This is a genomic window from Serratia sp. CY56464, assembly GCF_052168435.1.
Classification (GTDB): Bacteria; Pseudomonadota; Gammaproteobacteria; order Enterobacterales; family Enterobacteriaceae; genus Serratia; species Serratia marcescens.
The window spans coordinates 321,428-338,730 of record NZ_JBJNMV010000001.1; the positions used below are offsets into that span (position 1 = coordinate 321,428).

At 59.1% G+C, this 17,303-nt stretch carries 15 protein-coding genes; 6 read left to right on the forward strand and 9 right to left on the reverse strand.

Features of this window, described 5'->3' with window-relative positions; all coding sequences use genetic code 11:
* Positions 1-6 precede the first annotated feature (6 nt).
* The 5 genes from ACJ8KE_RS01565 to puuR all read right to left on the reverse strand — a co-directional run bounded on the left by ACJ8KE_RS01565 (position 7) and on the right by puuR (position 6,464).
* Complete coding sequence (locus tag ACJ8KE_RS01565; RefSeq protein WP_016926996.1) at positions 7-960, reverse strand: siderophore ABC transporter substrate-binding protein; 954 nt, start codon at positions 958-960, stop codon at positions 7-9.
* A gap of 55 nt (positions 961-1,015) precedes the next feature.
* Positions 1,016-3,004 (reverse strand): ligand-gated channel protein, encoded by a 1,989-nt coding sequence (locus ACJ8KE_RS01570; protein WP_016926997.1) that lies wholly within the window; start codon positions 3,002-3,004, stop codon positions 1,016-1,018.
* Between the two features lie 243 nt (positions 3,005-3,247).
* Positions 3,248-4,243, reverse strand: coding sequence for an ABC transporter permease (locus tag ACJ8KE_RS01575; RefSeq protein ID WP_016926998.1), 996 nt, complete (start codon positions 4,241-4,243; stop codon positions 3,248-3,250).
* Positions 4,240-5,751 carry a sugar ABC transporter ATP-binding protein gene (locus ACJ8KE_RS01580; RefSeq protein WP_028128354.1) on the reverse strand — a complete coding sequence of 504 codons (1,512 nt, stop codon included), beginning with the start codon at positions 5,749-5,751 and terminating at the stop codon, positions 4,240-4,242. Before ACJ8KE_RS01580 ends, ACJ8KE_RS01575 begins: the two co-directional genes overlap by 4 nt.
* A 155-nt stretch (positions 5,752-5,906) precedes the next feature.
* Complete coding sequence (gene puuR / locus ACJ8KE_RS01585; RefSeq protein ID WP_016927000.1) at positions 5,907-6,464, reverse strand: HTH-type transcriptional regulator PuuR; 558 nt, start codon at positions 6,462-6,464, stop codon at positions 5,907-5,909.
* Between the two features lie 395 nt (positions 6,465-6,859).
* Between puuR and ACJ8KE_RS01590 the strand changes: the two genes are divergently transcribed.
* Entirely contained in the window at positions 6,860-8,278 is a 1,419-nt protein-coding gene (locus ACJ8KE_RS01590) for a glutamine synthetase family protein (RefSeq protein WP_097101668.1), read from the forward strand.
* 535 nt (positions 8,279-8,813) lie between these two features.
* Positions 8,814-10,181, forward strand: coding sequence for an APC family permease (locus ACJ8KE_RS01595; RefSeq protein ID WP_004935642.1), 1,368 nt, complete (start codon positions 8,814-8,816; stop codon positions 10,179-10,181).
* Positions 10,182-10,253: 72 nt separating this feature from the next.
* On the opposite strand, the gene sbcB is transcribed toward ACJ8KE_RS01595, so the two are convergent.
* The 3 genes from sbcB to ACJ8KE_RS01610 all read right to left on the reverse strand — a co-directional run bounded on the left by sbcB (position 10,254) and on the right by ACJ8KE_RS01610 (position 12,221).
* Positions 10,254-11,681, reverse strand: a complete 1,428-nt coding sequence (sbcB, locus tag ACJ8KE_RS01600; protein ID WP_016927002.1) for an exodeoxyribonuclease I — start codon at positions 11,679-11,681, stop codon at positions 10,254-10,256.
* Between the two features lie 90 nt (positions 11,682-11,771).
* Complete coding sequence (locus ACJ8KE_RS01605; RefSeq protein ID WP_016927003.1) at positions 11,772-11,960, reverse strand: DNA polymerase III subunit theta; 189 nt, start codon at positions 11,958-11,960, stop codon at positions 11,772-11,774.
* 54 nt (positions 11,961-12,014) lie between these two features.
* Positions 12,015-12,221, reverse strand: coding sequence for a hypothetical protein (locus ACJ8KE_RS01610; protein WP_016927004.1), 207 nt, complete (start codon positions 12,219-12,221; stop codon positions 12,015-12,017).
* Positions 12,222-12,479: 258 nt separating this feature from the next.
* Here ACJ8KE_RS01610 and ACJ8KE_RS01615 point away from each other — a divergent pair, with 258 nt between their 5' ends.
* Positions 12,480-13,589, forward strand: coding sequence for an SDR family oxidoreductase (locus ACJ8KE_RS01615; protein WP_033641387.1), 1,110 nt, complete (start codon positions 12,480-12,482; stop codon positions 13,587-13,589).
* A 34-nt stretch (positions 13,590-13,623) separates the two neighbouring features.
* Here ACJ8KE_RS01615 and ACJ8KE_RS01620 read toward each other — a convergent pair whose 3' ends face one another.
* Positions 13,624-14,370 carry a S24 family peptidase gene (locus tag ACJ8KE_RS01620; protein ID WP_019453597.1) on the reverse strand — a complete coding sequence of 249 codons (747 nt, stop codon included), beginning with the start codon at positions 14,368-14,370 and terminating at the stop codon, positions 13,624-13,626.
* A 175-nt stretch (positions 14,371-14,545) separates the two neighbouring features.
* Between ACJ8KE_RS01620 and ACJ8KE_RS01625 the strand changes: the two genes are divergently transcribed.
* From ACJ8KE_RS01625 to tmaR, 3 genes are all read left to right on the forward strand, one after another.
* Positions 14,546-15,313 carry an N-acetylmuramoyl-L-alanine amidase gene (locus ACJ8KE_RS01625; protein WP_048796451.1) on the forward strand — a complete coding sequence of 256 codons (768 nt, stop codon included), beginning with the start codon at positions 14,546-14,548 and terminating at the stop codon, positions 15,311-15,313.
* 94 nt (positions 15,314-15,407) lie between these two features.
* Entirely contained in the window at positions 15,408-16,475 is a 1,068-nt protein-coding gene (locus tag ACJ8KE_RS01630) for an FUSC family protein (RefSeq protein WP_016927008.1), read from the forward strand.
* 160 nt (positions 16,476-16,635) lie between these two features.
* The gene (gene tmaR / locus ACJ8KE_RS01635) at positions 16,636-16,953 is read left to right on the forward strand and encodes a PTS system regulator TmaR (protein ID WP_004935612.1); all 318 of its coding nucleotides are present in this window, start codon (positions 16,636-16,638) and stop codon (positions 16,951-16,953) included.
* The last annotated feature ends 350 nt before the right edge of the window (positions 16,954-17,303 follow it).

Sequence of the window (17,303 nt, forward strand, 5' to 3'; positions counted from 1 at the left end):
CTTTCTTTATCGCGCAGTGTGATTCAGCGCCTCGCTCACGCGTTCGACGACGTGTTGGGCGGTGACGATGCCGCCGGACAGATAGACCTCGGCCGCCGGCAGGTAAACCACCTGGCCTTTTTTCACCGCCGTGGTTTTCTTCAGTGCGGTGCCGGTGAGGATTTTCTGCGGCGCCACCGCGTTCGGCCGCCCGGTCGCGGCGTCTCTATCGATGACGAACAGCCAGTCCGGATTCAGCTTGGCCACCTGCTCAGGCGTCAGCTTGTTGCCGCGCACGTCTTTTTCATCGGACTGCAACGCGGACGCGAAGCCGAGGGCGTCATAGACGAAGCTGAAACGGCTCTTGGGGGCGTAAGCGCTGATCTTGCCGCCGGAGAACAGCACCACCAGCCCGCGTCCGGCCTGGGCGGCCTGCGGTTTGACCGCCGCGATCTGCGCATCCAGCTTGTCGATCGCCGCCTGCGCCTGTTGCTGCTTATCGAACAGCTCGCCCAGCTGCAGGGTGCGCTGTTTCAGGCTGCCCAACTGATCCTGCTGATCGACGGACATGTTCAACGTCGGCGCCAGCGTGTTCAGCTCGTCATAGGCTTTGGACGCCCGGCCGGCGATCAGGATAAGATCCGGTTTGGCGGCGCGCAGCACGGCCATATCCGGTTGGAACAGGGTGCCGGCATTGAGGTATTTGTCGTCCTGATAGCGCTTCAGGCTATCCGGCAAGTTCTTGCGGTTGCCGGGCAGCGCCAGCGGCTCGACGTCCAGCAGCTGCAGCGTTTCCAGCGAGGCGTAATCCAGCACCACGATGCGCTGCGGGTGCTTCTTCACCTCGGTGCTGCCGTTCAGGTGCTGGACGTTGACGGTGGCCGGGGTAGCGGCTACCTGCGTATCGGTTTTGCTGTGGCAACCTGCCAGCGCCATCGCGGCCAGCAGGGCGATCATCAGGGGGGAGCGGCGTAATTTCATGGAGCTTCCTCACGGTGATGGAATGAAAAGGGCGCGCGGCGCGCGCCCAGGGGCATCAGAAGTTGTAGGTCATGCCGACGGTGTATCGGCGGCCGTCCAGCGTGGTGTTGTAGTGATCGTAATCCACGGTCTTGTCGAGGATGTTGTAGACCCCGCCGGTCAGCTGCAGGTTTTTCGCCGCCTGGTAGCTCAGGCCCGCATCGACGAAGGTGTAGGACGGCGTGCTCTTGGCCATCGAGGTACGGCTCAGATACTCAGACGTTTTGCTGCGGAAATTAACGCGCGACCACAGGCTGAGGTCCTGTGTGGCGCGCCAATCCAGCACGGTGTTAACCATGTGCTTCGGCATCTGGTTGAGCGCCTTGCCCTGGAACTCGCCGCTCTTCTGCTCGGAAGAGGTGTAGGTGTAGTTAGTGTTCCACTTCCAGTCTTTGTTGATCTGCCAGCCGAAGGTGGCTTCTACGCCGCGCATATTGGCTTTGTCGACGTTGACGCGATCGCTGATAAAGTCGTAGACGTCATTGCCGATCTTACAGTCTGGCGTGTCTTCGCAGCGGCGCACTTCGGTGATCTTGTTCTTGAAGTCGGTGTTGAAGACGGTGACCCCGGCGTTGACGCCTTTCAGGCTATCCCACATCAGGCCGATCTCTTCGCTCAGGCTCTTCTCCGGCTGCAGATCCGGGTTGCCGACGATGATGCCTTTACGCACGCCGCCGCCGGTGACCTGGCCCCAGTTGGCGGAGGATTGGCGCAGATCCGGCGAACGGTAGCCGGCGGAAACGCCGCCTTTCAGCGTCCACTGCTCGGTCAGGTGCCAAACGCCGTACATGCGCGGCGACCAGTGGCTGCCGAAGTTCTGATCGCGGTCCATACGGATGCCGCTGGTCAGGCTAAAGTCATTGGTCAGCGCCCATTCGTCTTCGGCGAACAGCGCCCAGCTCCAGCGCGTCAGTTGATTGACGTCTTGCGCCGAGCTTAGCTGGTTGCCACTGTCGCCCAGTTTCTCATAGCGGTATTGGCCGCCGAGGTTCAGCATGTGGGAACCCAGCTCGAACTGGTTCTGGGTGTTGAAGATGGTGTTGTACATCTTCATTTTGCGGCCCGGGTTGTTGGTCTCTTCCCGCTGAACGTAGCTGGTGGAGTTGCCGAAGTCGTAATAACCGTTGTGGGTCAGCGAGTAGTTGGTGCGGGTGTAGAGATCTTCGCTGCGGGAAGTTGGGGTGCATTTGCCTTTGCTGCAGCGCTCCGCCACCACCGATTTGCCCGGCGTGCTGTTGCGATCCTGCAGCGAGCGGCCGATTTCGAAGTCGAATTCGTTTTTCTCGTCCGGGGTCAGGGTGAACACCGCAGTGCCGCTGCGCATGCGCTGTTCATTGTAACCGTTGACGATTTTATCTTCCGCGCGGCGTGAGAGCAGGCCGTTGACCCGCAGGCCGAGCAGGCCTTCAACCAGCGGGCCGGACGCGTAGGCGTTGGTCTGGAACAGGTCGCCGGAATCGCGGTTTTCCTGAAGGGTGGCATCGCCGTGCAGCGAGCCTTTCCACTCGGTGCGTGAGGTTTTGCGGGTGATGACGTTGATCACGCCGCCCATGGCGTCGGAACCGTACAGTGAAGACATCGGCCCGCGCACCACTTCGATGCGCTCAATGGCTTCCAGCGGCGGCAGCCAGCCTTGTTCGATGCCGGCGTTGTCGCTGTTCGGGCGGGTACCGCGGGTATCGACGCGCTTGCCGTCCACCAGGATCAGGGTGTACTTGGAAGACATGCCGCGGATGCTGATGTCGCTTTTGCTGCCGCCGTCGGTGACCACCACGCCCGGCACGTCTTTCAGCGCGTCGGTGATGTCGCGGTAAGCCTTGTCTTCGATTTGCTGGCGCGGGATCACCGAGATGGAAGCGGCGGAGTCCTGAATTTTTTGCTGGAAGCCGGAGGCGGTGACGACCATGGTGTCCTGGGTGTCGTCCTGCGGCGCGGCCAGTGCGGCGGTGGCGCTGAGTGAGGCAATCACCAGAGCGGCGAGCTTGCTGTAACGTGGCGTTTCCATGAGGTGAACCTTTCCTGGATTGAAGTGAAAGTAATTAACCAATTGAATTTCTAATGAAATTATTCATCGTTCGCTGAGAAATACTTCGCTTCGTCAGCGTTGCGTGAGGGTATTGTAAGGATTTTTTACTGAATGTAAACGCTAATGATAATTCATATCATTTGTATGCTTGTTATGCTGGCGGGAAAGGGTAACCGGGTGAATTAAAGGGAAAAGCGGCGCAGCGGGCGTGCGCCGGGGGGATCAGCGTTTCTGGATGTAGGTGATGGCCAGCGCCAGCGCCAGCACCAGGCCTTTGATAATGTCCATGGCGTAGTAGGGCACCGACAGCATCACCAGGCCGTTTTGCAGCACGCCGAGGATCACCGCGCCGATCAGAGTGCCGAGCGCATTGGGTTTGCCGGAGCCCGCCAGCGAGAAGCCGATATAGGCCGCCGCCACCGCGTCCATCAGATAGCCGCCGCCGGCATTGACCTGCGAAGAGCCGATACGTGACGCCAGCAAGATGCCGCCAAGCGCCGCCAGCCAAGAGGAAATGACGTAAGCGGCAACCCTGTAACGCACGGTGCGGATGCCCGACAGACGTGCCGCCTCGGGGTTGCCGCCGATGGCGTACATCCGGCGGCCGTGCTTGGTCAACGAGAGGAACAGCTGCACCGCCACGGTGACCGCCAGCATGATCAGCACGATCACCGGCACCTGGCCGAGGGCGGAAAACACCTCCGGGATCAGGCCTTCCGCCATGTCGCCATTCGGCAGCACCATGTTTTGGGTGATGGAACCGCCGTAGCTGTAGGTCATCGCCACGCCCTGGATCACGAACAGGCTGGCCAGCGTCGCCAGCATATCGGGAATTCTGAACACCACGATCAGCAGGGCGTTGAACAGGCCGACCAGTGTGCACAGCAGCAGCGTCACCACGATGGCGCCGGTGGTGCCGAACCCGTGCCAGACGAACAGCGAAATCACCAGCGCGTTGGCCAGTGAGGCGGTTGAGCCGACCGACAGATCGAAACCGCCGACCGACAGCGAGATAGAGACGCCGATGGCGATCACTGTCACGATGGCGATCGAACGCAGGATATTGATGATGTTGTTGGCATCGAGAAAATTGTCCGACGCCAGGCCAAACAGGGCGATCAGCGCCGCCACGGTCAGCAGCATGCCCCACTTGTAGAGGAAATCGAACAGCTGTTGGCGCCAGGGCAGCGCCGGCCGCAAGGCAAATTCTTTACTCACGCAGGGGTTCCTCCGGTGGAATAGAGCAATAAGGTTTCTTCGTCGATGTCGGCGGCGTTCAACTCCGCCACAATGCGGCCGTCCCACAGCACGCAGATGCGATCGCACAGGCCAATCAGCTCGGCGAACTCGCCGGAGGCGTAAATCACGCCTTTGCCGGCGCGGGCCAGGCCGTCGATCAGGCTGAACAGCTCCTGTTTGGCCTTGATGTCCACGCCCTTGGTCGGCTCATCGAAGATCAGCACCTCGGCGTCGCCGCGCAGCCATTTGCCGATCGCCACTTTTTGCTGGTTGCCGCCTGACAGGCGCGCCAGCCGCTGTTGCGGGCCGGAGGCGCGAATGTTCAGACGCTGCATGATCTCGCGCGCCCAGCGCAGTTCTTGCCGCCGGTTGAACAGGCTCCAGCGCGAGAAGCTGTCGTCGGCGCTGACGCTCAGGTTCATAGGGATCGCCTCGTCGATGAAAATGCCTTCTTTGCGGCGTTCTTCCGGCACCAGCGCCAATCCTTGTTCGACCGACAGGTGCGGCGCGCGTGGCGCCCAGGGCTGCCCGCGCAGTTCGCCGCGCTCAAGCTGTACGGCGCCGGCGCCGAACAATGCCTTGCACAGTTCGGTTTTGCCCGCCCCGGCCAGCCCGGCGATGCCGAGGATCTCGCCCTCATGCAACCGCAGCGAAACGTCGCGCAGCTTATGGCGATCGCGCAAGCCCTCCACCTGCAGCAGCGTTCGCTCTGGGTGCGGCGGGCGCGGCGGCGGGAAAATGTCGTCCAGCCGATGGCCGAGCATCTTCTCGACGACCTGTTCGCCGCTCAGCCCGCGCATGGCGTCTTCGCTGACGCGCCGGCCGTCGCGCAGCACCGTCAGCCGATCGCAAATGTCGCTCAGTTCGTGGATGCGGTGGGAAATAAACACGATGCCGATGCCTTCGGATTGCAGGCGGCGCACCACGTTAAACAGGCGCTCGCTCTCGGCGCGATCGAGCGGCGCGGTCGGCTCGTCGAGCACCAGAAAACGGCAGCGGTGCGACAGCGCGCGCGCCAGCAGCACCTGCTGTTTTTCCGCCAGCGTGCAGTCCGCCAGGCGTCTGCGCGGGTTGAGCGGCAGCGCCCATTGCTGCAGCAGCTGCGCGGCGCGGCGGTGCAGCTCCGCCCAGTTCAGCCAGTGGCCCGGCTCGTTCAGCCAGTCAAGCATGATGTTTTCCGCTACCGACAGCGTGGGGATCAGCGCGACGTCGACCTCTTGCTGCACCACGTGAATACCGTGACGGCGCGCCTGCAGCGGGGAGTGGATCGCCACCGGCTGGCCGTCGATCAGGATCTCGCCGCGATAATGATCGTGGGCGCCGGAGAGGATCGCCATCAGCGTCGACTTGCCCGCGCCGTTGGCGCCGACCAGCGCATGGATTGATCCGCCCTGCAGCGTGAAGTCCACGTCCTGCAGCGCGTTGAAGCCGGCGAAGGCGATCGAGATATTGCGCATCTCGAGGCGTGAAGGCGTTGCGGTTGACATAGGGTAGCAAGGCCGTTTAGATGTTTAGATGGCTGTTTTGCTCTGTTGTAACACAGATTGCGCCGTTGGCAACCAACAAAATGGCATAACGGCGATGAAAAACGTGGAGAGGCAGGGGCGCAACCCGCGTCAGGCTGCGCCGGTGCGAGAAGCGGTCAGAAGGTGGTAGGGGTGTGTGCGCTGACGATGCGGCAAATGCGCGCCGACGTATTGCTGAAGCTGTGCGGAATGCCGGTGTTGATGGCGTAACTCTGACCGGCGGTCAGGCAATAGCTCTGGCCGTTGATGGTCAGCACGATCTCGCCCTCCAGCAGGGTGCCGATCTCTTCGCCCTGATGCTTGATCTTTTCGCCGGTGGTGGTGCCGGGCTGGTAGGTTTCCAGCATCATCGCCAGGTTGCGCGTCGGGCTGCCGTTGTGCACCAGCTTCATCGACACCCCCTGGCTGCCGATCTCAATCAGATCTTCGGCGTCGATCACCACGCGCGGTTCGTCGACGGCCTCCGGTTCGGCAAAGAATTCAGACAGCGACAGGCCATACACCTTCAGCAGCTTTTGCAGCGTGCTGATGGCCGGGCTGACCTTGTCCTGTTCGATGGTGCTGATCGCACTGTGGGTTAACCCGGACAGTTCGGCGACCCGGCGCTGCGACAAACCCAATTGCTGACGGATCTGTGACAGGCGTTTGCCCGGTGCCAAGCTGGCTTCGCTCATAGCGGTACTTCCTTCTGGTAAGGGCGACAGGTAGAAATGAAGATCGCTATCGGGTGCCTGTCTGGTCGATAACGATGCTGCATGATATCGGTAGTTAGGGTGGGTTTGGAAAATATATTGCCCATATTCACTCTCGGTGCGTTGGACGAAATAGTTGACGTAAAAATGGCAGCAAGGCCTTTTCGGTCAATATTTTATCAATTTAGCAGTCGGTGATGAATAATCAAACAGGATTGTAACATTTGCAAACCCATTCTGTTAATACTATGTTTCATATTGTGGATGTTATTTTGAGCGCCCGGCAGCGGCGCGACCTGGCGAGAAATCCAATCATGTGTTGAATCGAACGGCGGACGGGCGCTAACGCGCCTTAAGAGCATAATGGCGGGTGACGTATGCAAACCAATAGCGCAGCAGTTGAACATTTTGCACAGCATCATGAAGAGAGGCGAAGTAGCGCGTTCCAAAATGAGGTTGCTCATTATTTGGAACGCTATCCCGCCACGCAGTATGTCGATATCCTTCTCACCGATCTCAATGGTTCCTTCCGCGGCAAGCGCATACCCGTCTCAGGGTTGAAAAAACTGGAAAAAGGCAGCTACTTCCCCGCGTCGGTGTTCGCCATGGACATCCTCGGCAACGTGGTGGAGGAGACCGGCCTTGGGCAGGAGCTCGGCGAGCCTGATCGCATTTGTCTGCCGGTGCCCGGCTCGCTGACGCCGTCGGCCGCCGATCCGGAGCATATCGGCCAGGTGTTGCTGACCATGCTGGATGAAGATGGCACTCCCTTTGACGTTGAACCCCGTAATGTGCTGAACCGCGTGTGGCAGGCGCTGCGACAGCGCGGCTTGTTCCCGGTGGCAGCGGTAGAGCTGGAGTTTTATCTCATTGATAGGCTGCGCGACGCGGAAGGCGATTTGCAGCCGCCGTGTGCGCCCGGCACCCAGGAGCGCAACACCCAAAGCCAGGTGTATTCCGTCGATAACCTGAACCATTTCGCTGAGGTGCTGAACGATATCGACGCGCTGGCGAAGCTGCAGGGGCTGCCGGCGGACGGCGCGGTGGCGGAGGCGTCGCCGGGGCAGTTCGAGGTCAACCTGCGTCATACCGACGATATTTTGCTGGCCTGCGATCACGCGCTGGCGCTGAAGCGGCTGGTGCGGCTGGTGGCCGAGAACCACGGTATGCACGCCACCTTTATGGCCAAACCCTATGAGGATTACGCCGGCAGCGGCATGCACGTGCATGTCAGCATGCAGGACGGGGCGGGCAACAACCTGTTCGCCGACGGCGAAGGCGAGGATTCATCGTTGCTGAAACAGGCGCTGGCCGGAATGATCACCCTGATGCCGGCGTCGATGGCGCTGCTGGCGCCGAACGTCAATGCCTATCGGCGTTTCCAGCCGGGGATGTATGTGCCGATCCAGGCCGCCTGGGGCCACAACAATCGCACCGTGGCGCTGCGCATCCCCTGCGGCGAACCGGAGAATCATCGGGTGGAGTACCGCGTGGCCGGCGCCGACGCCAATCCGTATCTGGTGATGGCGGCGATCCTGGCCGGCATGCTGTACGGGTTGGACAACGCGCTGCCGTTGCCTGAGCCGGTGACTGGCAACGGGCTGGAGCAGGAGGGGCTGCCGCTGCCGATCCGCCAGAGCGATGCGCTGTACGAGTTTGAACATCAGCACGCGTTGACCCACTATCTGGGCGAGCGTTTCACCCAGGTTTATCACGCCTGCAAGACGGACGAATTGCTGCAGTTTGAACGGCGGGTGACGGAAACCGAGATCGACTGGATGTTGAAAAATGCCTGAATGGGCGTATAAAGTAAGAAGTATGTGCGGGCGACCGGCCTGCCGGTAGCGGATTAATTCGCCTGCCGGGCTGGTTTTCCGTTCGATCGACAAAAAGAATTTGTATTTGAGGGCTTCCGGATCTTGTCATCCGGAGGCATTCTGGTGCAAAATATCTCAAATGCAGATAGCCGACGTTTTGAAAGCGTCGGTTATTTTTTTTGCATTTAGTTTTACCAACGTAGCGTTTCATACACCAAGCGAGGCCGGACACCGATCCGGATAGATAAATAGTTTCGTGCACGATCAAACAAAACTTTATGGTCGTGACTCATGAGGATTAGAAAGATGGGGCAATTTTTCACTTTAGCGCCGGTGCCCGCCGGTTTCCGCTGTGGCCGCAGCGACTATGGAGCAGCCGAGGTTACCTCGACCCGTTATCCAGCTTACAATCCCCTTCTTTTAGAATTAAGTCGCTCGTTGCGAAGTTTCCCCGCAACCTTAAGTCTTGGCGTGTCCGCCATCCGCAAGGCTCAAGGTAAGGGGGGGCTGAACAATGTCCGATAACACCCTTAACGCCGCTCCGGCTCAGCGCACTCAGCTGCGTAAAACCCTGACATTGGTTCCGGTAGTGATGATGGGTCTGGCTTATCTGCAGCCAATGACCATCTTCGATACCTTCGGCATCGTATCCGGCCTGACCGATGGTCACGTCGCGACCGCGTACGCCTTCGCTCTGCTGGCGATCCTGTTTACCGCCCTGAGCTACGGCAAGCTGGTGAAGAAGTTCCCTTCCGCCGGTTCCGCCTACACCTACGCCCAGAAAGCCATCAGTCCGCACGTCGGCTTTATGGTGGGCTGGTCATCGCTGCTGGACTACCTGTTCATGCCGATGATCAACATTTTGCTGGCCAAGATTTACCTGGAAGCGATCTTCCCGGGCGTCCCGTCCTGGATCTTCGTGGCGGTGCTGGTCGGGTTGATGACGATTTTCAACCTGCGCGGCATCAAGCTGGTGGCTAACCTGAACTCCATCATCGTGGTGGTGCAGGTGGCGATCATGATCGTATTCCTGGGCCTGGTGATCAACGGCGTTTACCACGGCGAAGGCGCCGGTACGCTGGTCAGCAGCCGCCCGTTCTGGTCCGATAACGCTCACGTGGTGCCGATGATTACCGGCGCGACCATCCTGTGCTTCTCGTTCCTGGGCTTCGACGGCATCAGCTCGCTGTCCGAAGAAACCAAAGACGCAGAGAAAGTGATCCCGAAAGCCATCTTCCTGACGGCGCTGATCGGCGGCATCATCTTTATCGTGGTGTCTTACTTCGTGCAGTTGTATTTCCCGGACATCTCGCGCTTCAAGGATCCTGACGCGTCGCAGCCTGAAATCATGCTGTACGTGGCGGGCAAGTTCTTCCAGTCGGTGATCCTGGTGTTCTCCTGCGTGACGGTATTGGCGTCAGGCATGGCGGCGCACGCGGGCGTTTCGCGTCTGATGTACGTGATGGGCCGCGACGGCGTGTTCCCGACTCGCTTCTTCGGCTATGTGCATCCGAAGTGGCGTACTCCGGCGCTGAACGTGCTGCTGGTTGGCGCCATCGCGCTGTCCGCAGTGTCGTTTGACCTGGTGACGGCGACTGCGCTGATCAACTTCGGTGCGCTGGTGGCCTTCACCTTCGTCAACCTGTCGGTGATCTCGCAGTTCTATATTCGCGACAAGATGAACCGTACCGTGAAGGACACGTTCAACTACCTGATCTTGCCGGTGATGGGCGCACTGACCGTCGGCGCGCTGTGGATCAACCTGGAAGCCAGCTCGATGACGCTGGGCCTGGTCTGGGCGGCCATCGGCCTGATCTACCTGGCCTTCGTCACCCGTAGCTTCCGTCTGCCGGTGCCGCAAGCGAGCGAAGACGCCGCCTAAGCGCGAGCCGTCTCCTCAGCCACAAAAAAGGCCGCTTTCGCGGCCTTTTCCTTTTCTGCTTGCTGCGGGTTTTTATCCCACCAACTCTTTGCCGTAATCGAACAGCGCTTTCAGCAGGGCGGTTTTCTCTTTGTCGCCTTCGTGCAGGTTATACAGCGATTCGAGCTGCAGCAGATAGCTCTGCACGCGCTCCGCGCTCAAGGCTTCCTGACGGTGTTGCAGCCAGCGGCGCTGCTCGGCGTCGTCCAGCGTATTCGGGTAGTTGCGCGCGCGGAAGCGGAACAGCAGCTCTTTCATGCGGCCGTCGCTGAAGGCCAGATCCAGCGCCGGCAGGTTCTGCGGCTTGGTCTGCTGGATAATCCTCATCGCCGCCTTGTCGGCGTCGCTGAAGAAACCGTCGTACAAGCGGGCGTCGACGTCGTCGGCGCCTTTGAACGGCTCGGCTTCGGCGAACAGCGCGACCACTTTCTCGCGCACTTCCGGATGCTGTTTCAGCAGCTGCAGATTTTGCAGACACGCCTGACGATCGATGCCCAGCCGCTCGGCGTTCTCCGGCAGCAAGGTTTTGGCCGGCGCCAGCACCGGACATTTGTTGATGTGCACCAGCTTGATCGGCACCGGCGCCTGATCCGGCGCCAGATCGTCGCGGCGGGTGTACAGCCGTTCACGCAGTTGCTCGGCGCTCAGCGTCAACAGCGGCGTCATGTCGCCGGCCAGATCGCACATGATCACCGCGTTCTTGTTGTCCGGGTGCCAGGCCAACGGCGACACCCAGCTGGTGTTGCCGCGCGCCGCGCCGAACATGCCGGAGACGTGCACCAGCGGCGTCATGTCGGCGACGTCGATCAGGGCGTTCAGCTTGTGCTTGTTGCGGTGCTGCAGCAGGAAATCGAACAGCCGCGGCTGCGCCTGCTTGACCAGCTTGGCCATCGCGATGGTGGCGTAAACGTCCGACATCGCATCGTGAGCCTGCGTGTGTTCGACGCCGTTGGCGCGCGTGAGGTGTTCGAGGCGGAAGCTGGGGAAACCGTCTTCGTTTTCCGGCCAGACGATGCCGTCCGGACGCAGGGCGTAGCAGGCGCGCATCACATCCAGCAGATCCCAACGCGAGTTGCCGTTTTGCCAGCTGTAGGCATAGGGATCGTAGAAGTTGCGATAGAAGATATTGCGGCTCACTTCGTCATCGAAACGGATGTTGTTGTAACCGAGAATGCAGGTGCCGGCCACGCTGAAGGCCTGATGGATTTGGCGGGTGAACTCGGCCTCGTTAACGCCTTTGGCTCGCGCCACCTGCGGCGTGATGCCGGTGATCATCACCGCTTCGGGTTCCGGCAGGTAGTCGTCGGCCGGGGCGCAGTAGATGACCAGCGGCTCTTCGATAATGTTGAAATCCATATCGGTGCGCACGCCGGCGAACTGCGCCGGGCGGTCCAGCGACGGGCTCTTGCCGAAGGTCTCATAGTCGTGAATGTAAAATGTGGCCGTTGCCTTGCTGCTCAAAATCGCGTCTCTTCAGTGGCGGATACAATATGCCCCTATTGTAACGGCGTGGGGAGCGATGCCAAGCGGCGGTTAGCGAAATGCGCGCAATTACGCACGGCGATAGAAATCCAGCCGCTGATGAAAGTAGGGGAGCAGGTGGTCGGGGATCTGTCGTTCTGTTTCCGCCTGGGTCGAGGCGATGCCGTAGCGCTCGTTGTAGATCACGCTGATGGCCAGCAAATCGGTTTCTATTTTCTCGCGTTGCGCCTGCGGTAAGCTATCCAGCTTTCGAACCATCGTTATCTCCCTGTTAACCTTAGGGTATAATAGGATCGTTAGCGGGTCTTGTCCCTACCCATTCCGAGGGGAGGTGGACGCCTGAGCGCTTTGCTGTGAGCTGGAAGTCAGACTGTGACGCGCGGCAAACTCGCTCTGCGCCTGGTGCGCATTGAGGCGATCCGCCCGGTTATACAGCGAACAGGCGCCGCTTATCACCGCTCCCCAAAACAGGGTGCACAGCAGTAAAACCCCCAACCAGATTTTTTGGTTATAGGTCATAAGTCCTCCACGGACGAAAAGAGAAATAACATTGACCGTTAAATTAAATCAGGCACTACATCAATGGTATTTAAACGGCGGAGATTAATCATGGAATCTACGCGGTTCTTTTGTTACTAAACCCAGGGTGGATGTTTCAAAAGATTCCTTAAGATAATATTAAGAAAAGTGAGTCTGGGCGCCGTAATTCTATTTAATATTTGTTTAAATATCCGCAGATACAATCTCCCACATTCAATGCCAATGTGGGTGACAATGATGAAAACGCTACTGTTGACCGGCGCTACCGGCTTTCTCGGTGGTGCAGTTCTTGAAAAATTATTGATTGAAAATCAGTCTATTAATTATCTTTTGCTGGTGCGCGCCGATGATGCGCAGCAAGGGCTGGCCCGTATTCGTGCGAATATGGAAAAGTTTAATATCGACGCGAATCTGCTGTCTAAAATTACGATGGAAAATATATTGTTGGGCGATCTTTCCGAGCCGGCCGACTTTTTAACTGACGCACGTATTAACAATGTCACGCACGTGATTAACTGCGCGGCCGTTGCTTCATTTGGTAATAACCCGCTCATTTGGAAGGTAAACGTAGAAGGCACTCTGGCCTTTGCTGAAAGAATGGCGCAGGTGCCGGGATTAAAACGCTTCCTGCACGTTGGCACCGCCATGTCCTGTTCGCCGGAGCCGGGTTCGCTGGTGGCAGAGAGCGGCGAGTTTGAGGAGGACGCCGAGCACCTGGTGGAATATACCCGTTCCAAATCCACCATCGAACAGCTGATGCGCCAGCGCTGCCCGCAAATGCCGTTGACCATCGCTCGTCCGTCGATTGTGGTGGGGCACACCCGCCTGGGCTGCCAGCCTTCCAGCAGCATTTTCTGGGTGTTTGGCATGGCGCTGATGCTGCGCAAGTTCATGTGCTCGCTGCAGGACAATATCGACGTGATCCCGGCGGACTACTGCGCGGATGCGCTGGTGATGCTGATGAACAGCGAAACGCTGGAGAACGACGTTTATCACATCTCCGCCGGTGAGGAGAGCAGCGTCAGCTTTGCTGAAATTGACAACGCCATGGCGGCGGCCCTGGAAAAAGCGCCGGTGGGCGATGAGTATGCGCAGGTGACCTATGACGCGCTGGTGAAAATGCGCCGTCAGCTGAAAGACATTTTCGGCCCGTGCAACGAGCGGCTGATGCTCAAAGCGATGCGCCTGTACGGCTCGTTCGCCATGCTCAACGTGCGTTTCAGCAACGAGAAGATCCTCAAGCTGGGCATGCCGAAACCGCCGCGTTTCACCGACTACATCGCCGGCTGCGTGCAGTCGACGCGCGGGCTGTCTATCCAGCAGCAGATGGTGGTGGACTTCAAATAACCGCCGGGCGCAACGGGCGCCCGAGGTTGCTCTGCTACCAGGACGAAGACGACCAGAAGACGCGGCCGAGCACCACCAGTTGCTCCTTGCGCTGCTGATAGCTGAGATGCTCGTCCTGGTACTCTTCCCGGTTGAGGGAGCGGATGATGACGCCGCCGTCCGGCTGCTCGATCAGCACCTTCACCCGCAGCAAATTGCCGTGGCGGATGGCGTAGGTCTTGCCCTCGCGGATGCGCGTGTCGTCGGTGTTGATGCCGACCACGTCGCCGTCCTGCAGGCGCGGTTCCATGCTGGAGCCGGAGATGCGGATAATGCGCGCGGCGTTGACCGCTACCCCCATCTTGTGCAGATAGTAACGGCGGAAGATCAGCGAAAACTCCTCGCGATCGACGATTTCGTAGCAGCCGTCGCCGGCGGAAAAATCAATATCCAGCAGCGGGATCTCCACAAACTCTTCCTTGTCTTGTTCGGTATCTTCCCATACCACCGGTTTCAAACGGGCGGGCTGGAAGTCCGACTCCGCCGCCACGTTGTCAAACGGGCGCACCAGCTGCTTTTCGTGAAACACGTCGAACCAGCCCTTGGGCAAATTCAGCCTGGCCTCGATCCGCCTGGCCAGATTGTCGCCAAGATTGCGGGAGGATTTTTCCCCGATGATTTGGCTCAGCGTCGGCGCGGAAGACTCAACCAGCGTGGCGAACTCATTCTGGTTGACGCCTTGCCGGGCGTAGCGGGCCATCAATTCGCGCAGATTGTTGCGCCTGATTTCTTTAGTTTCCATCGTGCAATGATCGCACTCTTTAGCAAAAAGGTAAATAACGATTTTGCTAAAAAACACTTGCGCATAATTTAGCAATTAGCTAAAACAAAAGGGTGGGCCAAGGGTTCACCCGTGCGGGGCGGCCTGTCATGATGAGGAGCCGCTCAGTGAAATCAAACGAGAGAGGGACTTTACGATGTACAAGATTGATTACAATAGCTACCGATCGGTCGCCAGCTTCGGCCACCGCGTGCGTTTTCTGGTGCTGCACTACACGGCGCAAAACTTCGCCGACTCGGTGACGTCGTTGACCGGAAAATCGGTCAGCGCGCACTACCTGGTGCCGGATCCGACCGAGGCGACCTATCAGGCGGCCGGCTTCAGCGGCGTGCGCATCTTCAACCTGGTGGACGAGAACGAGCGCGCCTGGCATGCCGGCACCAGCCAGTGGGGCACCCGCAGCAATATCAACGACACCTCGATCGGCATCGAGATCGTCAATCTGGCGAGCGGCGACGGTGAAAACATCACCTTCCCGCCGTTCAATCCGCAGCAGATTGAGGCGGTCACCCAGTTGGCGCAGAACATCCTGCAGCGTTATCCGGACATCTCGCCGGTGAACGTGGTGGCGCACTCCGACATCGCGCCGGGCCGCAAGAGCGATCCGGGCCCGCAGTTCCCGTGGCAGCAGCTGTATCAGGCCGGCGTCGGCGCCTGGTATGACGAAGCGACCAAGCAGCAGCGCCAGCAGGAATACTGCAGCCAGGGCCTGCCGGCGCAGGCCGATCTGCTGAAACTGTTCGCCCAATACGGCTATGACACCTCGGCGGCGAACACCGCAGAAGGCTATCGCCAGCTGGTGCGCGCGTTCCAGCTGCACTTCCGTCCGCAGAAGTATGACGGCGTGATGGATGTCGAAACCGCCGCCGTTCTGCGCGCGCTGGTCGACAAGTACGCCGCCTGAGCCTGACCGCGAATGGGGGACGCCTCATTCGCCTTTTCCTCGCCGGGCTTCCTCCGCTAAAATAGCGGCCTGGCTGGTCTTTATCGGAGGCATCGTGCGCCTCGATCGAAAAATCTCTCCCCTTGAACTGCTGACCTATCGCCACTATCGCGTCGTTCACGGCGTGCGCATCGGGCTGGCGTTTATCCTGACCTTTCTGCTGATCCGCCTGCTGGCGGTGCCCGAAGGCACCTGGCCGCTGATCACCCTGGTGGTGGTGATGGGGCCGATCTCGTTTTGGGGCAACGTGCTGCAGCGGGCGCTGCAACGCATTGCCGGCACGGTGTTTGGCGCCGCGTCCGGCCTGATCGCCCTGTATCTGGAACTCTATTCGCTGCCGCTGATGCTGGTCTGGTGCGGCGTGGTGATGTTCGTCTGCGGTTACCTGACGCTCGGCAAACGGCCGTATATGGCGCTGCTGGTGGGGATCACGCTGGCGGTGGTGTGCGGCGCGGGCGCCGGCGACATGCACACTGCGCTTTGGCGCAGCGGCGACGTGATCTTCGGCTCGCTGCTGGCGCTGCTGTTCACCAGCATCTACCCGCAGCGCGCCTACATTCTGTGGCGCATGCAAATGGCGGACTGCCTGCAAACCGCCGCCCGAATTTACGGCGCCTACTTTTCGCCGAACGTCATTGAGCGGCCGCGGCTGGAGCCGCAGCTCAAGGATCTGTTGAATCAGGTGGTGAAGCTGCGCAGCCTGATCGTGCCCGCCAGCAAGGAAACCCGCATCCCCAAAGCGGTGTTCGAGGCGGTGCAAACCCTCAGCCGCAATCTGGTGTGCACGCTGGAACTGATGGCCGACGCCTACTGGGCTTCGCGCGAAACGCACTTCATCATGCTAAACGCCCGCACGCTGCGCAGCACCCAACTGCTGACGCTGAGCTCGCTGGAATCGCTGGCGCTGCTGATGCGCGAAGGGCCACAGGCGCAGCGGCAGGCGGCGGCGGGGCAGCTGGCGGAGATCGCGGGCGAGCTGAAAACGCTGATGCAGGAGGTCAGCCTCGGCCAGCACGGCGAAGCGCCGATTTACGGCTATGTCTGGCTCAGCATGGAGCTGGCGCAACAGCTGGAGGAGTTGGGGGATTTGCTCCAGGTTTGCACCGCCGCCGGGCGTGAATAAGGGGTCAGATCATGAAGGCGGCGCTTTGGGTTTTGGCCGCCGGGGCAAAGTGGGTAAGATAAGGCAATCACTGTTGTGCCGGACCGCCACAAACCTGTATCTTGGTGCCATGTGGCCGTAAGCAAATGAATCTGTGTATTACTAAAGCAAGGGTATAAAGATGGATAATGCAAATAAGCCAAGTTTCCAGGACGTGCTGGAGTTTGTGCGTATGTTCCGCCGCAAAAACAAACTGCAACGCGAGATCGTCGACAACGAAAAGAAAATTCGTGATAACCAGAAGCGCGTGCTGCTGCTCGACAACCTGAGCGAGTACATCAAGCCCGGCATGAGCATTGAAGACATTCAGGGCATCATCGCCAACATGCGCAGCGACTATGAAGATCGCGTTGATGACTACATCATCAAAAATGCCGATCTGTCCAAAGAGCGCCGCGAGCTGTCCAAAAAGCTGAAAGCGATGGGTGAAGTGAAGTAACCCGCTTTATCGGGCTGGGCGCGATGCCTGGCCCGCATTCCTGCCAATCATCTTCTTCCCGCCGTTTTGATCATCTCCCGATCCTCATCGATCCCGTAAATGGGATCGCGATCCGCATTTGTAGCATTTTTAGCCGCAATGTTAACGAACTGTGATTTTGCTCAAACAATTATTTTTGCAGCTTTGGTTATATGTCGATCAATGTTCACGTTGTCATTTTGAGTTTTCGAGATGTTTTATGATTAATTTATTGAAATTTAACATGTTGTTTCGTTTCTCGTTTTTTGTTGAATAAAAATGACAACGTCAACATTTAGAATTTTCAAGCGTTTAACGAGTGTATTGGAGGA

What these genes read in the sequence shown, in the direction of transcription:
- ACJ8KE_RS01570 (WP_016926997.1), bottom strand. Translation starts at nt 3,004, where the DNA reads ATGGAAACGCCACGTTACAGCAAGCTCGCCGCTCTGGTGATTGCCTCA.
- ACJ8KE_RS01595 (WP_004935642.1), top strand. Translation starts at nt 8,814, where the DNA reads ATGTCCGATAACACCCTTAACGCCGCTCCGGCTCAGCGCACTCAGCTG.
- ACJ8KE_RS01625 (WP_048796451.1), top strand. Translation starts at nt 14,546, where the DNA reads ATGTACAAGATTGATTACAATAGCTACCGATCGGTCGCCAGCTTCGGC.
- ACJ8KE_RS01615 (WP_033641387.1), top strand. Translation starts at nt 12,480, where the DNA reads ATGAAAACGCTACTGTTGACCGGCGCTACCGGCTTTCTCGGTGGTGCA.
- ACJ8KE_RS01605 (WP_016927003.1), bottom strand. Translation starts at nt 11,960, where the DNA reads ATGGTTCGAAAGCTGGATAGCTTACCGCAGGCGCAACGCGAGAAAATA.
- ACJ8KE_RS01565 (WP_016926996.1), bottom strand. Translation starts at nt 960, where the DNA reads ATGAAATTACGCCGCTCCCCCCTGATGATCGCCCTGCTGGCCGCGATG.
- tmaR (WP_004935612.1), top strand. Translation starts at nt 16,636, where the DNA reads ATGGATAATGCAAATAAGCCAAGTTTCCAGGACGTGCTGGAGTTTGTG.
- ACJ8KE_RS01580 (WP_028128354.1), bottom strand. Translation starts at nt 5,751, where the DNA reads ATGTCAACCGCAACGCCTTCACGCCTCGAGATGCGCAATATCTCGATC.
- ACJ8KE_RS01620 (WP_019453597.1), bottom strand. Translation starts at nt 14,370, where the DNA reads ATGGAAACTAAAGAAATCAGGCGCAACAATCTGCGCGAATTGATGGCC.
- ACJ8KE_RS01610 (WP_016927004.1), bottom strand. Translation starts at nt 12,221, where the DNA reads ATGACCTATAACCAAAAAATCTGGTTGGGGGTTTTACTGCTGTGCACC.
- ACJ8KE_RS01590 (WP_097101668.1), top strand. Translation starts at nt 6,860, where the DNA reads ATGCAAACCAATAGCGCAGCAGTTGAACATTTTGCACAGCATCATGAA.
- puuR (WP_016927000.1), bottom strand. Translation starts at nt 6,464, where the DNA reads ATGAGCGAAGCCAGCTTGGCACCGGGCAAACGCCTGTCACAGATCCGT.